Source organism: Lacrimispora indolis DSM 755, from assembly GCF_000526995.1.
GTDB lineage: Bacteria > Bacillota > Clostridia > Lachnospirales > Lachnospiraceae > Lacrimispora > Lacrimispora indolis.
In genome coordinates, this window is the sequence record NZ_AZUI01000001.1 from 1,793,282 (window position 1) to 1,807,738 (window position 14,457).

A 14,457-nucleotide genomic window follows, 5' to 3' on the forward strand; every position below is an offset into this window, starting at 1 on the left:
AGGTCCTGGAAACGCACTTTCTCCCTATTCTTCATATCCACTTATTCAACCATATATAGAGTTATTATAAATGGAAACTTTTTCTGAAATAGACATTCCAAGGTTAATTTATGGGGCAATTGCCATTGTCCTTCTAAAGGTGCTGCTGTCCCTGCAGTTATACAATAGGTAATTCGTTCTCCTGCTCCATATACCGGCAAAATATAAAGATGGCACACAAAAACTCGGGACGAAGCTCCTCTGCTGCGTCAAGATTCCAGCCACCGGAAAAGATACCCCTGCGCAGGAGAGTGAGAATCACTCTGCCGGAAGGGTCGGTCAAACGGTAGTTTTGGCTGTTGATCATTCGGAGAAGTCCGCTCCGGTCCTGAAACACGAGTTCAGCGGAATTTACCCGTGGCATCCTATAGCTGAACTGCCCAACAATGGAGGGGTCGTTTTCGTCCGCATATTTGGGAACACCGGATAACAGAATCTCGCCGTCAGAATTTTTCAGCAGGTATTGCCTGGAGCAGACACCAAGGATTCGCTCTCCTGTTGGTATCTCCGTCCGGATTTGGGTAAGGAACTGCTTTTCTCCTGCAATGATTTGCTTTTCCAAACCGAACATATGGTTGTGAATGTTGGCCAATGCCGGACCGGAAGCCTTATTGTCCATCCGGTACAGGGTGCCTGACTTTAAAAGAAGGTTCATCTTATCGCCTCCAAAATGAGCTGATAACAGAAAAGACACATATCACCGATGCAGCCATGACAAAAACAGAATTCATAAATAAACAGCGTTATAAATGCTGAACTGTCAGATGGTAAATATATCACTGGGCTGAAAAGACCTGTTTTCCGCCAGGCGCACCTGTGTGTCATTGTAAAGATACAGACGGTAAATCAGCACACTGACTTCTTCCCCCACAGCGAGAAATTCATCTTCTAAGGACCTGTATGCAACAAGCTTTATCCCACCCACATTCAATCTCAGCTCTAACATATTGCCGCGAAAAAAGCTGTCTTCTACGATTGCACGTTGAGAAGCGTGTGGATAAACCTCTTTGTCCTTTCTTGTGACCCTTATGAACTCAGGACGAAGAACAGCCTTTTCATAGCCTTTTTCAAATTCAAAACCGCTGAGCCGGCTGTAATCCTCTACAATAATGGATTCACCAATAAATCTCGCAGCAAAAGGCGTAGCCGGATTTTTATAAATCTCCACCGGTGACCCGATTTGTTCAATATGGCCTGTATTGGTGATGATGATTTCATCCGCCACCTCAACTGCTTCCTCCTGATCGTGGGTAACAAAGATACTGGTAATTCCAACCTTGTTTATCGTCTCTCTCAGCCATGTACGCAATTCTTTGCGCACCTTGGCATCAATAGCGGCAAAGGGCTCGTCAAGCAGCAGCACATGAGGTTTCGGTGCAAGCGCCCTGGCAAAAGCCACACGCTGCTTCTGCCCGCCTGAAAGCTGGTGAGGCCGGCGGTTTTCCAGTCCTTTCAGACCGATGAGTTCGATGAGTTCGTTTACTCTCTGTTTGGTATATGCCTTATCCTTTTTCTGTACCTCCAGACCAAATGCAATGTTATCAAAAACCGTCATATAACGAAAAAGGGCGTAGTTTTGAAATACAAAACCGATACCGCGTTTGCTGGCAGGAAGATCGTTAACACACTGACCATCAATAAAGATATCACCGCTGTCCGGTGCCTCCAGTCCTGCAATCATACGTAAAATAGTTGTTTTCCCGCTCCCTGAGGGCCCCAGCAGCCCAATCAGCTTTCCTTTTTCAATGGAAAAACTGATGTTTTCCGCTGCCTGATAAGAACCGAACTTTTTATTGATATTTTTTAGCTGTACATACATAGGCTCTACCTCTCTTCCCGTTTGACACGGTACTCTACAATATTGCGCAGAATCAGGATCAATATCGCAATCAACACCAAAATGGAGGAAACGGCAAAAGCCGCAGTCAGTTTAAATTCATTAAACAGAATTTCCACGTGCAGCGGCAATGTGTTTGTCTTACCCCGCAGGTGACCGGATACCACCGACACCGCCCCAAACTCGCCCAGAGCCCGTGCTGTGCAGAGTATGATGCCGTATAAAAGCCCCCACTTAATATGGGGAAAGGTAACCTTGCGAAAGATTCTCAGCCCCTTGGCACCCATCAGGGCAGCGGCTTCTTCCTCGTCGCTGCCCTGTGCCTGCATCAAGGGAATCAGCTCACGGGAAACAAAGGGGAAGGTAACAAAAATTGTTGCTAATACTATTCCAGGTACGGCAAATACAATTTTAATATCCCATGCCTCCAGCAGAGGATATGCCCAGCCGATTCGCCCGAATACCAGAATGAACACCAATCCTGCGATGATAGGGGAAATAGAGAATGGGATATCGATCAGCGTAGTCAGCGCCTGCTTTCCCCGGAACTGAAATTTAGAAATAGCCCAGGCAGCAAAGACACCAAACAGTGTATTCACAGCAACAGAAATGACAGTCGTAAACAGGGTCAGCTTTAATGCTTTCACCGTATAGTCATCTGTGACGGCCTGGAAGAAAACCTCAAAGCCTTGACGCAATGCATATACCAGAACAGTGGCAAGAGGCAGTACAAGCATGATGCCCAGAAACGCCGCTCCAAGTAAAATCAAAAGCCATTTTATGATTTTCTCTTTCATTCGCCCTTACCCCCTTGCAATTTTTTGGATGCGCGCCTGAATCAGGTTGATACCGAACAGGAGCAGGAACGCAAATACCACCATTATGAAAGCAATTGATGTTGCAGCCGGATAGTTGAACTGTTCCAGCTTGTTCATGATGATCAGCGGTACGATCTGTGTTTCATAGGGAATATTTCCCGCGATAAACACCACGCTGCCGTATTCACCGATGGACCTGGCAAACGCAAGGCCGAAACCAGTCAGGGCAGCCGGCAGAATCTCTGGAAGTACTACTTTAAAAAAAGTACGGGAGCGGCTGGCTCCTAAAGCCTGTGCCGCTTCCTCATACTGTGGGTCCAGCTTTTCCAGAACCGGCTGAATGGAGCGTACCACAAATGGAATTCCGATAAAAATCATAGCAATCATGATTCCAATTTTCGAATAAGAAATTTCCACTCCAATTTTCGCAAACAATCTGCCGATCCAGCCCTGTTCAGAATATAACGTGGTCAGCGCAATTCCTGCCACAGCGGTGGGCAGCGCAAAAGGCAGTTCGATCAGGCCATCCAATATCCGTTGCATAGGAAATTGATAACGAGTTAAAATCCAGGCCAGCAAAATGCCGAATACTACATTAACAACAGCTGCAATCGCAGCGCAGCTGAGACTGACCTTATAGGCCGCTACGGTTTGTTTATCAGTAATCACTCTCAAAAAGTCGCTGAACGTAGAATCGGAAAGAAGTAAGAATACAGAAAACAGAGGGATCAGCACAACCAAACTGAGCATTGTGATCGTGATGCCGATGGAAAGGCCAAATCCTGGTATCACTCTGCTTTTCCGTTTTAAAATAGGTTTTTCAAAATTATGCATGATTCCCCCTGTACCCGGCGATTACAACCGTGTCACTTCTGATAAATCTGATCAAAAATCGCTCCGTCGGCAAAAAATTTCTCTCTGGCAGAGGCCCACCCTCCAAAGTCATCGTTGATATTGACCAGCTGGATATTGAGATCAAAGGTATCTCCAAATTCTTTTAGGATGTCAGGATTCGAAGGACGATAATAATTTTCTCCTTCCAACCGCTGTGCCTCGTCTGAATAAAGGTAGTCAAGATAAGCCTTTGCGATCTCCGTGGTTCCATGTTTTTCGGCATTGGCGTCAACCACGGCAACTGACGGCTGCGCCAGAATACTTAAGCTGGGAGTTATGATCTCAAATTCACCGGGATGCTCTTCCACCGAAAGAAACGCCTCATTCTCCCAGGCTAACAGCACATCCCCTTTTTTGTTTTCTACAAATGTAGTGGTTGCTCCGCGCGCGCCGGAATCCAGTACAGATACATTGGCGTATAGCGCTTGTAAAAACTCTTTGTTTTTTGTTTCGTCCCCGCCATATGTTTTATCGGAGAAGGCCCAGGCAGCTAAAAAGTTCCACCGGGCACCGCCGGAGCTTTTAGGATCAGGGGTGATGACTTCAACACCAGTCCCCACAAGGTCATCCCAATCCTTAATGTTTTTCGGATTTCCTTGGCGCACCAGGAAAACAATTGTGGACGTATAAGGGGCACTGCTCTTTGGAAATTCGTCTACCCAGCCATCTTCAATCAGCCCGCCTGTGCGCAGTTCATCTACATCGCCCTCCAGGGCCAGTGTTACTACGTCAGCTTCGTTGCCTTCCAATACGGAACGTGCCTGCTTGCCTGATCCGCCGTGGGACTGGGTGACTTCCACTGTTTGCCCTTTTTCCTGCTCCCAATAGGTTTGGAAGAGTTTGTTATATTGCTCATACAACTCACGGGTAGGGTCGTAGGAAACATTTGTAATAGATACAGTTTCAGGGGCCCCACGGTCAGCGTCAGGAGAGACAGCCTTGCCTGAGCAGCCCGTCAAAACACCAAGGACAGAAACTAATACGATGGCCGGCGCTAAGACTCTCTTGGAAAAAATATTTGTACGTTTCATAATAGAAATCCCTCATTTCATCACGATATTTTTATGCCTCAGATCTTTCATGCCGCAGGTTTTTCCAGCAGCAAAATGACTAAGCATATAACATCGGCAATACGAAATCATGCGAAGAGTAGGTTTTTTCCGCATTCGGTTCACCCCCAATCCCTATTACATATAAAACAAATATGTTTACTATGCATTATACGAATCTGATTCAATTTTTGCAACGGGAAATTAAGCAAACGTTTGCTTTTATTGCTTTAAGCAGTGGTCATCTGTACATATACCAGCGGTTTTTGCTTCATAAATTTAAAAAGGAACCATCATAATCGACGGTTCCTTTTAAAGGCAATTTTTAATTTTCAAAGAGAGCTGTGGAAAGATACCGCTCACCATTATCCGGGAGAATAACTACAATAACCTTATCTGCGTTTTCCGGACGTCTGGCAACTTCTGTTGCCGCCCATAATGCGGCACCAGAGGAGATACCTACCAGAAGTCCATCGGTATGTGCGATTTCCCGTCCCGCCAGAAAAGCGTCTTCGTTTTTCACTGTAATTACTTCATCATAGACGGAGGTATCCAGTGTCTCCGGTACAAAGCCTGCGCCAATGCCCTGAATTTTGTGCGGGCCGGGACGGCCTTCGGAAAGAACTGGGGAATCTGCCGGTTCTACCGCAATCACCTGCAAGGCGGAATTCTTTTTCTTCAGATATTCACCCACTCCGGTGATGGTACCGCCAGTGCCGATACCTGCTACCACAATATCAACCTGACCATCAGTATCTTCCCAGATTTCCGGTCCGGTGGTTTCCCGATGCACCTGTGGATTTGCAGGGTTGACAAACTGCCCTGGAATAAAGGAATTTGGCGTCTTTTCCGCCAATTCCTGGGCCTTAACGATTGCTCCCCTCATGCCCTTCGCACCCTCGGTCAGCACTACCTCAGCGCCATATGCGGCCAGCAGCTTACGGCGCTCTATACTCATAATCTCCGGCATCGTCAGAATGATACGGTATCCGCTGGCTGCCGCAACAGCGGCCAGTCCAATGCCGGTATTGCCGCTGGTTGGTTCAATAATAACAGAATCAGGCTTTAATTTGCCGCTCTCCTCTGCATCACGAATCATAGCCCAGGCAATACGGTCTTTTACACTCCCTGCCGGATTATAATATTCAAGTTTGCCGAGCAGCACAGCTGAAAGCTCCTTCTGCTGCATATACCGGTTCAGCTTCAACAGCGGAGTTTTTCCGATTAACTCAGTTAAACTGTATGCAATTCTTGACATCTTTATAACCTCCCAGTACAATATAGTAAATTGTTATGATATCTATCATATTCCGTTAGATCTGGAATGTCAAGATTATAGATATGTTTAGTATGTATTTAATTAATTTTTCATTTGATATGGAAGTAATCACACAACTTATGGAGGAATTTTGTTTGAGAATATCAGCCAAAGGCAGCTATGCAATAGCCGCGCTCATTGAAATTGCGAATCAAACCGCATTGGGGAAACCAGTTTCCACCTATAACATTGCGGAAAAGCTTGGCGTTTCTAAAATATTTTTGGAACAAACCATCACGCTTTTAAAGAAAAACAACCTTTTGCTTTCCACAAAAGGAAAAAATGGAGGCTATCGTCTGGCCCGGGCAGCGGACAGCATTACCGCACTGGATATTCTGTTTGCGGTAGAGGGCGGGCTCTTTGAAAAGACAGAAACAACAGGGCTGAAACAGTCGCCGGCTAATGTACTTGTGCTGGAAGAATTGATTTTCAACCCGTTGGATAAGGCCGTTGCAGACTGCCTTGTAAGTGTAACACTGCAGAATTTGCAGGATGCTATCGTGCAGCAGGGCGATAACCAATCCTTTATGCTGTATATATAAATTTATTTTTAGAAATTCGTATTTCTATTTCATCGTTCCGCATCACAAGGGTGTTCTCTTTTATTGTGTTTCCTTAATTGATATCTCTTGTGTCAACTTCATCAATCCTCACTCTGTTCAAATCATTCAGCAATATTTTGCAGGAACATCTGCCGGATAGGGGAAAGCGTAAGCAAGCAGCGATGGACGGGCTTTACCATAAAACCATTGGAAATAAGCCGTCTTTCCATGCTTGCCTCATGGTTCCCCAGAATATCCTCCCGCATATGCTTGCCGGCCGTTAAAGTCAGAGGGACAAGCGTAATATTTGAGTGCGCGTTTTGCCGGAAGAACCGCACCGATATGCCCAGATCCGGCTGGCCCTCTAAAACAGCAACCGATGCCTGTGAAAATCCCACCTTTTGCAATGCTTCCGATAGACGCATATACATAGTTTTACCCAAAGGATGACCGGAGCCATGCCCCACAAACAGTGTTGGCTTCCCCCCGTATTCATTATGGAGAATCTCTGCAAAACATGTAATCGCCTCCTCTGAATGCAGAAGAGGCTTACCAACCTCAATATTTTTCGTGTAAAAGGAAATTGCAGCAAGCAGCTTTTCATATTCAAAACCCGGCAGTAAATGTACCGGCTGAACAAAAATATTGTCTGATTCCCACTGTTCCAGCCCTGCCTGTACCGTTCGTGCAGAAAAGACCCGGCAGCCGGGAAACAGAAATCTCACCTCACCCTCTAAAACCGCCAGATCGCCAAAACCGACCAGCAGGATATCCCATCGCATTTTGTCTTTCATATATACATTCCTTCGTTTATATTGAATACGCTTTCCCGCCGCATCAACTTATTTGGCAGGTACAGTTTCAGCGGAAGCCGGTGTTGTTTGTGAATCCGTCCGATGAGCAGCTGCACCGCCATGCTTCCAATTTCAGCAATTGGCATGCCTACTGTTGTCAGCATGGGAGTAACATAGCTGGACAATTCAATATTGTCCATACTGATTATGGAAAGCTGCTCCGGGACCTTGATTCTCGCCTCCCTGAAACGGCGCAAGGCAGCAATAGCCGACACATCGGCTGCGCAAAAGACTGCGGTGGGCAATCCAGCTCCCGTGCGCAAAAGCAGATCCGCCCCCCGGTATCCCCCCTCGCCAGTGTGGGGAACATTGCAAACAAAACGCCGGTTGTCTTCCAGTCCGCATTTACAAATCATGTCACGATACGCCTGGTACCGTATTTCATCGTCTGTTTCACCAATATAGCCAATCCGCCGGTGACCATAGGACACAAGGTGTTCTATGGCCATTTGTGTCGCCTCATACCCATCGCAAATTACCTGATCCCACTCAGCATGAATTAAATTTCGTCCTACATAAACGATATTTTTGTAATGACACTCCAGGAATGCTGTTGCTGCCTCACTGAACCGTCCCAACACAATTGCGCCATCCACTTTTGCCGATTCAATTTTTTCAAGGGTAGGGATCATTTTAATATCAAAAACTGAATAAGAAAGCCGCACAGGATAGTTTCGTTCCATGGCCTGCTGCTCAATTACCTGCGCAAGCTGAGCAAAAAAGGGATTATCATCCAAAGTCTTGGCTCTCCCTAAAATGCAGGCAAAGGTTCCGGCCGGAGCTTGCTGCACTCCGTTTTTTCCCCTTTTCAAATTCCGTGCACTTTGGTTCGGCATATAACCGGTTTCCTTGATGACAGCCCATACCCGGTCCTGGGTTTCCTTGCGGGCGAAACTCCCGTCCGTTGAATTGATAATTCTGGAAACGGTGGACACAGAAACTCCGGCCCGCGCTGCAACTTCTTTTAATGTCATGCTGTTACCCTCCCCTCTTAACATATTATGGGAAGTAAATAGCACCTCCCATAATCGGATGGACGGGGCAAAGAGCGCCCCTTTCTCCTCACTTGCTCTGCATATTCGGATAACTCATATTATATCTATATGTTTAGTATGATATACAATTAAATATGAAAAAGCAAGATAAATCTTGTGTAACGTTTGCGCCAGTTTTTGCCATGATCTTGCGTTTTTCTTGTGTAACGATTGCGTAATTTACTCTGGATTTCCATCTTTAGAACAGGTAAAATGAGTCATATCATACATTTCCCATATATAAAGTAGGTGATTTCATGGAACAGGTAAATAAGATGCTTCGTACGGAATATTTAGAAACAGATTTTTTAATCATTGGCGGCGGCACCGCAGGGTGTTATGCTGCTTTGACATTCAGTGAACAAAGCTGCGGCCGCATACTGATTGCCGATAAGGCGGATATACGGCGCAGCGGCTGCCTGGCCGCGGGAGTCAACGCAATCAACGCATACATTGTTCCGGGAAAAACTCCTCAGGATTATGTGGATTACGCCCGTAACGATGCACAAGGGATTGTGCGCGGTGACTTACTTCTGACAATGGCTGAGAGACTGAACCGGACAGCACAAAAACTGGAAGGATTGGGACTTACGATTCTCAAGGATAAACAAGGCGGATATACCATACGCGGCAATCGAAATATTAAAATAAACGGAGAAAACATAAAACCGATTTTAGCCGATGCCGTGTCAAAGAAACCGGAAATTACAGTGATGAACCGCGTCAACGTGTTTGAGTATATTGTTAAGGATAATCGCATTCAGGGGGCCTATGCAATCAGCATAGATGAACCGGTGCTGTACGTCCTTACAGCCAAAGCAGTACTCTGCGCCACCGGCGGCGCGGCGGGCTTGTACCGCCCCAACCACCCCGGATTTTCCCGGCACAAAATGTGGTATCCTCCCTTCAATACCGGCGCCGGGTATGCCATGGGCATTCTGGCAGGTGCTGAGATGACCACTTTGGAAATGCGCTTTATCGCCCTGCGCTGCAAGGATACCATTGCACCTACAGGAACGCTGGCTCAGGGTGTTGGTGCAAAGCAGATCAATTCCCGGGGAGAGATTTATGAACAGAAATATGGATTGACCACCTCCCAGCGTCTCCATGGAACGGTGACAGAAAACCGTGAAGGCCGGGGTCCCTGCACCCTGCGCACCATTGGGATCACTGCAGAACAGGATGAGGATTTACAGAAGGCATATCTCAACATGGCGCCAAGCCAAACCCTAAGATGGCTGGAAAGCGGTGAAACACCCCGCGTCAAGAATGTGGAAATTGAAGGAACCGAACCATATATCGTGGGAGGACACACGGCCAGCGGCTATTGGGTGGATACCAATCGGGAAACCACCATAAAGGGTCTGTTTGCTGCCGGAGATGTGGCCGGAGGGTGCCCCCAAAAGTATGTGACCGGCGCGTTTGCAGAGGGGGAAATCGCAGCCAATGCAGCTATTTTCTACATAAGCCAAGGGGCGGAGCTGCCGGACGCAGGGCAAGTCCCTGAAAAAAAGCTCTGGCTGGAGCAATTTCTAAATAATGATAAAGCCAGTGTTACCACAGATGAATTGGAAGAAAAAATGCAGTCCGTCATGGATCAATACGCCGGAGGTATTGGCTCCGACTACCGTTTTTCTGAAGACTCCCTCCGCATTGCCGATAAAAAGATTCAGGAGATTCAAAGGCTGGCAAATGCTTTGGCTGCGTCGGATATGCAAGAACTTGTATACTTACTGGAGCTGCGTGAACGATTAATCCTCTGCCGGTCAGTGATCACCCACTTGGCGGCCCGCCGGGAAACCCGCTGGCACAGCTTTGCAGAGAACACCGATTACCCGGATATCAGTTCCGAAATGGAATGCTATGTCAATTCCAGGCTTGAGAACGGCAATTTAAAGATTCTCTTCCGGCCGCTTGTTGGGGAAGGAGAAGCATATGAGCATTGAAATAAGATCAAAGCAATGTATTGGATGCGGCAGGTGCCGAAGCATCTGTCCAGGCAGCCTGATTCGCTTACAACGGGGAAAGGCTGAAATTTTACGGCCGGAGCGTTGCTGGGGCTGCGCTTCCTGCCTCAAGGAATGTCCGGTACAGGCCATTGCGCTCTATTTAGGCGAGGACATCGGGGGACTGGGCGGCCGGTTTACTATCCGTCGAACCGGTACACAGCTGCACTGGACACTCACAAATCCGGATGGCAGCACAAAAACCCTAACGGTAGACAGCCGCAGCGCCAACAAATACTAAACGCCTTTACCTGTATTCAGTGACACAGGCAGGCGCAGAATTAATCCGTAAAAAACAGATTATATCAAGAGAGGAGAGATCCCCATGTCTCTGACACATTTAGATCAATTGGAAGCTGAGGCGATCTATATTTTTCGTGAGGTAGCCGCCGAGTGCGAACGTCCGGTGATGCTATACTCTATTGGAAAGGATTCGTCGGTAATGCTTCATCTGGCCCTGAAAGCTTTCTACCCGGAAAAGCCGCCTTTCCCTTTTCTGCATATTGACACCAGCTGGAAATTTCATGAAATGATTACATTTCGTGACCGTCGCGCAAAGGAGCTGGGCATCAACATGCTGGTCTACCGAAACGAAGAGGCCATCGCGCAAGGAATTAATCCCTTTGACCACGGCGCCGCATACACCGATATTATGAAGACGCAGGCGCTCAAAGACGCGCTTACCAAGTATCAGTTCACGGCAGCCTTTGGCGGCGGGCGGCGGGACGAGGAAAAATCCCGTGCAAAGGAGCGGATCTTTTCTTTCCGGAACGAATACCACGCATGGGATCCCAAAAATCAGCGTCCTGAGATGTGGAAATTATACAATACGCAGATTAATAAAGGGGAAAGCATGCGCGTCTTCCCTATTTCCAATTGGACAGAAAAGGATATCTGGCAATATATCCGAAGGGAAAATATCGACATCGTGCCCTTGTATTTTGCGAAGGAACGTCCTGTGGTTTATCGGGATGGAAACATCATCATGGCAGACGATGACCGGATGCGTTTAAGTCCAGGGGAAGTTCCGCAGCTCAAAAAAGTCCGCTTTCGCACACTGGGCTGCTACCCGCTCACCGGCGGAGTGGAATCCGAAGCAGATACACTGGATGCAGTAATCAAGGAGACACTGGCCTCGGCCACAAGTGAACGCACCAGCCGGGTCATTGATAAGGAGGCGGCCGGCAGCATGGAACGTCGGAAACGGGAGGGGTATTTTTAATGGGCAGTACAGAAAACGGACTTTTGAAATTTATTACCTGCGGCAGTGTGGACGACGGTAAATCCACCTTGATCGGACATATTCTATATGACTCAAAGCTGCTTTATGCGGATCAGGAACAGGCACTGATTCTGGATAGCCAGGTGGGAAGCAGGGGCGGCGCAATCGACTATTCTCTCCTGCTAGATGGTCTCATGGCTGAACGTGAACAGGGGATCACAATTGATGTTGCTTATCGTTACTTCACAACCAATGCCCGAAGCTTTATCGTAGCCGACACGCCGGGCCACGAAGAATATACCCGGAATATGGCGGTGGGTGCCTCTTTTGCGGAGCTTTCGGTCATTCTGGTAGATGCATCCCAGGGCGTGCTGGCGCAAACCCGCCGGCATACCAGGATCTGTTCTTTGATGGGGATACGCTTTTTCATTTTTGCCGTCAACAAAATGGATTTAATTTCCTATAGCAGGGAAAAATTCAACGAGATATCAGAAGATATCGTGACTCTGTGCGAGGAATTGTCACTGGAACATGTGGTTATCATCCCGGTTTCGGCCACAGAAGGAGACAATGTCACCAGACATTCTGAAAACATGCCGTGGTACCAGGGGGAAACACTGCTCTCCCATCTGGAAACAGTGGATATTTCCGGTGAACAGCCGGAAGCAGGCTTTTATATGCCAGTGCAGCGGGTTTGCCGTCCCGACCATAGCTTTCGAGGGTTTCAGGGGCAGATAGAGGCAGGCCGGGTATCAGTCGGCGATCAGCTGACCGCCTTGCCAAGCGGAGAACATGCTCTTGTAAAATCCATTTCCATTGCCGGGAAAAATGCGGCCGAATCGTCTGTGGGGCAGTCGGTCACCATTCAGCTTGACCGGGAAGTGGATGTGTCCCGGGGATGTGTGCTGGTTAAAGACGCCTGCCTCAAGCTGGAAAGGACCTTTGTTGCCACACTTCTATGGATGGATGAAGAAAATCTGATTCCCGGAAAGGAATATTTACTCAAACTGGGTACAAAGCTATGTCCGGCCGTTGTGACTGGCATCCAGCATAAAGTGGATATAAACAGCGGGGCACTGCTGCCCGCCGAATCAGTGGGTAAGAACGAAATACTGCGCTGTGAAATCTCATTGTCCGAGCCTATTGTATTGGATCAATTCAAACGGCATAAAAGCCTGGGCGAGTTGATATTAATCGACAGAGTGCGGCACTCTACGACCGCCTGCGGCGTCATTGAAGAGACAGACGAACAAAAACAAGAGGATGTCCTCCTGCAGGATGGAGAGAAAAAACTGTCCATTCGGCTGTTTGATAACTTTTATTACCATCCGGGCATTCATGCTGTGCTGCGTCATAGCCCTGATCCAGCGGTTTATAAAGTGGGAGATGCCCTTCCTTTAAAAACCGATCTGTTTGATTATCCTCTTGATTTTGACCTGCCCTATGCCCAGGAGTTCGCACATATTCGTCAGGGAGTTTTTGCCGGATTCGGCAGCCGTGATGAAAAGACGCCGCTGATCGATACCAACGGCATTCCGACAGAAGATGAACTGCCCCGGAATTTTGGAAAATACCGCCGTGTGCTGATTTGGGAGGATTCTTATGAAATTTAACACCAGGCTTTTACACGGAACATTTCCTCCTGATTTCCAGGGCGCAACACTTCCTCCTGTATATCAGGTATCAGCCTTTTCCCAGGAATCGGCCGAAAAACTGGAAAAGGTTTTTGCCAATACGGCCTCTGGATTTGCCTATACGCGTATATCCAACCCCACAATTTCAGCTTTTGAAAAGAGAATTGCAGTTTTAGAAGGCGGCCTGGATGCGGTCTCCTGTTCCTCCGGTATGGCGGCTGTCAGCATGGCGCTTTTAAATATTTTAAAAGCAGGAGATGAAATTATAGCAGGAAGCGGTCTGTTTGGCGGAACTCTGGATCTTCTCTCTGACCTGGAGGCTTTCGGAATCACTACACGTTTTGTTCAGAATGTGACGGCAGAGGAAATTGAAAGCGCCATTACCCCACACACCCGCGCAGTCTTTGCGGAACTGATCGGAAATCCAAAGCTGGATGTGGTAGATATCCGGGCAGTTGCCGATGTTACTGAAAGCCATGGAATACCGCTGATCATCGACAGCACTACCGCCAGCCCTGCTCTCATCCGGCCTCTTGATCACGGAGCACAGATTGTGGTGCACTCCTCTTCCAAATACATCAATGGCAGCGGCGACGCCATTTCCGGAGTTATAGTAGACAGCGGCAGATTCACCTGGGATTTTGATAAATTTCCGATGCTTGCAAAATACAGGAAGTTTGCCGGTTTTGCCTATACGGCCCGGTTAAGGCAGGATATCTGGCGTAACTTCGGCTCCTGTCTGGCTCCGCAAAACGCATATTTAAACTGTATCGGGCTGGAAACCCTGGGACTGCGTATGGAGCGGCTTTGCCAAAACGCGCTGAAACTTGCAGAATTTCTGGAAAACTCACCTGGAGTCCATGTGAATTATCCCGGCTTAAAGAGCAGCAATTATAAGCCGCTCATCGACAGCCAGATGGAAGGCGGCGCAGGCGGGGCCATTCTGACGCTCCGTGCAGGGTCAAAAGAAAACGCGTTTATTTTGATTAATGCGCTGAAATACGTTCGCATCGCAACCAACATCGGGGATGTACGCACTCTGGTGATTCATCCCGCCTCCACCATTTACAATCATGCAAGCGAAGAGACAAAACAAAACGCGGGCGTATATGACGACCTGATCCGTGTCAGCGTTGGGCTGGAAGATATTGAAGATTTAAAAGAAGACTTTGCACAGGCAATTTCAAAAATATAGGAAAGCGGGGATCAT

At 47.7% G+C, this 14,457-nt stretch carries 14 protein-coding genes; 6 read left to right on the forward strand and 8 right to left on the reverse strand.

Going from position 1 to position 14,457, the window contains the following annotated elements:
• Window positions 1-157: 157 nt before the first annotated feature.
• From K401_RS0108555 to cysK, 6 genes are all read right to left on the reverse strand, one after another.
• Window positions 158-694, reverse strand: coding sequence for a hypothetical protein (locus K401_RS0108555; protein WP_024292563.1), 537 nt, complete (start codon window positions 692-694; stop codon window positions 158-160).
• A gap of 105 nt (window positions 695-799) precedes the next feature.
• Window positions 800-1,858, reverse strand: coding sequence for an ABC transporter ATP-binding protein (locus K401_RS0108560; RefSeq protein WP_024292564.1), 1,059 nt, complete (start codon window positions 1,856-1,858; stop codon window positions 800-802).
• Window positions 1,859-1,863: 5 nt separating this feature from the next.
• Window positions 1,864-2,673: a sulfate ABC transporter permease subunit CysW gene (cysW, locus tag K401_RS32790; protein ID WP_024292565.1), complete on the reverse strand. Its 810-nt coding sequence runs from the start codon at window positions 2,671-2,673 to the stop codon at window positions 1,864-1,866.
• A 6-nt stretch (window positions 2,674-2,679) separates the two neighbouring features.
• Complete coding sequence (cysT, locus tag K401_RS32795) at window positions 2,680-3,528, reverse strand: sulfate ABC transporter permease subunit CysT (RefSeq protein WP_024292566.1); 849 nt, start codon at window positions 3,526-3,528, stop codon at window positions 2,680-2,682.
• Between the two features lie 32 nt (window positions 3,529-3,560).
• Entirely contained in the window at window positions 3,561-4,619 is a 1,059-nt protein-coding gene (locus K401_RS0108575; RefSeq protein ID WP_024292567.1) for a sulfate ABC transporter substrate-binding protein, read from the reverse strand.
• A gap of 343 nt (window positions 4,620-4,962) precedes the next feature.
• Window positions 4,963-5,895 carry a cysteine synthase A gene (gene cysK, locus K401_RS0108580; RefSeq protein ID WP_024292568.1) on the reverse strand — a complete coding sequence of 311 codons (933 nt, stop codon included), beginning with the start codon at window positions 5,893-5,895 and terminating at the stop codon, window positions 4,963-4,965.
• Window positions 5,896-6,050: 155 nt separating this feature from the next.
• On the opposite strand from cysK, the gene K401_RS0108585 reads away from it, so the two are divergent.
• On the forward strand, window positions 6,051-6,497 hold the full coding sequence (locus K401_RS0108585; RefSeq protein ID WP_024292569.1) for an RrF2 family transcriptional regulator: 447 nt from the start codon (window positions 6,051-6,053) through the stop codon (window positions 6,495-6,497).
• A gap of 122 nt (window positions 6,498-6,619) precedes the next feature.
• On the opposite strand, the gene K401_RS0108590 is transcribed toward K401_RS0108585, so the two are convergent.
• Together K401_RS0108590 and K401_RS0108595 are read right to left on the reverse strand one after the other, a co-directional pair.
• Window positions 6,620-7,291: a sirohydrochlorin cobaltochelatase gene (locus tag K401_RS0108590; RefSeq protein WP_024292570.1), complete on the reverse strand. Its 672-nt coding sequence runs from the start codon at window positions 7,289-7,291 to the stop codon at window positions 6,620-6,622.
• A complete protein-coding gene (locus K401_RS0108595) occupies window positions 7,288-8,325 on the reverse strand; it encodes a LacI family DNA-binding transcriptional regulator (protein ID WP_024292571.1) in 1,038 nt (345 codons plus the stop codon). The genes K401_RS0108590 and K401_RS0108595 overlap by 4 nt, the downstream gene beginning before the upstream one ends.
• 317 nt (window positions 8,326-8,642) lie before the next feature.
• Here K401_RS0108595 and K401_RS0108600 point away from each other — a divergent pair, with 317 nt between their 5' ends.
• The 5 genes from K401_RS0108600 to K401_RS0108620 all read left to right on the forward strand — a co-directional run bounded on the left by K401_RS0108600 (window position 8,643) and on the right by K401_RS0108620 (window position 14,442).
• A complete protein-coding gene (locus tag K401_RS0108600; RefSeq protein WP_024292572.1) occupies window positions 8,643-10,331 on the forward strand; it encodes an adenylyl-sulfate reductase subunit alpha in 1,689 nt (562 codons plus the stop codon).
• Complete coding sequence (locus K401_RS0108605) at window positions 10,321-10,632, forward strand: 4Fe-4S dicluster domain-containing protein (protein ID WP_024292573.1); 312 nt, start codon at window positions 10,321-10,323, stop codon at window positions 10,630-10,632. The genes K401_RS0108600 and K401_RS0108605 overlap by 11 nt, the downstream gene beginning before the upstream one ends.
• 84 nt (window positions 10,633-10,716) lie before the next feature.
• On the forward strand, window positions 10,717-11,613 hold the full coding sequence (gene cysD, locus K401_RS0108610; RefSeq protein ID WP_024292574.1) for a sulfate adenylyltransferase subunit CysD: 897 nt from the start codon (window positions 10,717-10,719) through the stop codon (window positions 11,611-11,613).
• Window positions 11,613-13,226, forward strand: coding sequence for a sulfate adenylyltransferase subunit 1 (locus tag K401_RS0108615; RefSeq protein WP_024292575.1), 1,614 nt, complete (start codon window positions 11,613-11,615; stop codon window positions 13,224-13,226). Before cysD ends, K401_RS0108615 begins: the two co-directional genes overlap by 1 nt.
• The gene (locus K401_RS0108620; RefSeq protein WP_024292576.1) at window positions 13,216-14,442 is read left to right on the forward strand and encodes an O-acetylhomoserine aminocarboxypropyltransferase/cysteine synthase family protein; all 1,227 of its coding nucleotides are present in this window, start codon (window positions 13,216-13,218) and stop codon (window positions 14,440-14,442) included. Before K401_RS0108615 ends, K401_RS0108620 begins: the two co-directional genes overlap by 11 nt.
• The last annotated feature ends 15 nt before the right edge of the window (window positions 14,443-14,457 follow it).